This is a genomic window from Pontibacter pamirensis (genome assembly GCF_010015475.1).
Taxonomy (GTDB): Bacteria; Bacteroidota; Bacteroidia; order Cytophagales; family Hymenobacteraceae; genus Pontibacter; species Pontibacter pamirensis.
In genome coordinates this window covers 1-1,271 of the sequence record NZ_SSNI01000110.1, presented here as the reverse complement: position 1 = coordinate 1,271, position 1,271 = coordinate 1, and the positions used below count along the sequence as shown (strand labels likewise).

The 1,271-nt window shown below is 54.7% G+C and carries 1 protein-coding gene; it reads left to right on the top strand.

Features of this window, described 5'->3' with window-relative positions:
- Positions 1 to 67: 67 nt before the first annotated feature.
- Positions 68 to 1,164, top strand: a protein-coding gene (locus E1919_RS27145; RefSeq protein WP_162056529.1) for an IS3 family transposase whose coding sequence is annotated in 2 segments (ribosomal slippage) — positions 68 to 329 and positions 329 to 1,164 — 1,098 coding nt in all. Because the reading frame shifts where the segments join, the coding sequence is not laid out codon by codon here.
- The last annotated feature ends 107 nt before the right edge of the window (positions 1,165 to 1,271 follow it).

The following is a 1,271-nucleotide window of genomic DNA, read 5'->3' as shown; positions in this document are numbered from 1 at the left end:
TGTCAGCTCCCCTGCAAATAGAACTGTTTTGAAGTAGAGAAAAACCTTTAACTTTGAACAGTTACTTATGAAGAGAAAGACATTTACCCCACAGCAAATCGCCAAAATTCTGAAGGAGTTTGAGGATGGCAAGAGCGCAGCCGAAATTAGCCGGGAGCACGGCGTGAGCCAGGCTGCCTTCTACAAGTGGCGCCAGCGCTACAATGGCATGGACGCCACCGAGCTCAAGCGGCTAAAGGAGCTGGAGGAAGAGAACCGCCGCCTCAAGGCCATGTACGCCGAGCTGGCCCTGGATTTGAAAGTAGCCAAAGATATTATCGAAAAAAAGCTCTGAAGCCCTGCCAGAAGCGACAGATAGCTCAGGAAATGGCCTCTTTGCCAGAGGTAGGCATCAGCAGGGCGTGCCGTGTGCTTAAGCTGAGCAAGTGCGTCTACTACTACAAGAGTAAAAAAGACGACTCTGCCGTAGAGCAGGCGCTCCGGCAAAAGGCTGAGCAGCACCCGAGGGAGGGCTTCTGGAAAGCCTACCACCGGCTGCGCAGGGAAGGCAAGCCCTGGAACCACAAAAGGATGCACCGGGTCTACAAAAACATCGGGCTGAGCATCCGGAGGAAAGCCAAAAAGCGGCTGCCCGAGCGGGTAAAGGAGCCCCTGCAGGTGCCTGATGAGGCGAACCACACCTGGTCGATTGACTTCATGAGCGATGCCCTGGCCAACGGAAGGAAATTCCGTTCATTCCACGTGATGGACGATTACAACCGGGAGGCCCTGCACATTGAGGTTGACTTCTCTTTGAAGAGCAACCGGGTGGTGTGGGTGCTGAATCACCTGATAAAGAGACGGAAGAAGCCAAAGCGCATCCGGATGGACAACGGGCCGGAGTTCGTTGCCTCGCTGACGGAGGAGTGGAGCCGGATGCAGGGCATTGAGTTCGTCTACATCCAGCCGGGCAAGCCGACGCAGAACGCCTTCATCGAGCGCTTCAACGGCACCTTCAGAGAGCATGTGCTGGATGCGCACCTGTTCGAATCCCTCGACCAGGTCAGGCAGATAGCCCAGAGGTGGTTGGAGGACTACAACCACCTCCGCCCTCATGACAGCCTGCAAGGGATGAGCCCGGTGGAGTACGCCAGAGCAAACGCGCAGGGCGTTCACAGTGGATAACCCTCTCGGGTTACCCACAATGAACACCCATAGTAGTGGTAGCAGAAGTGAATTTAAATTTGTTGAAAATTATACTCCAAGGTAGTTCTAAAGTTGGGGAGCCGACA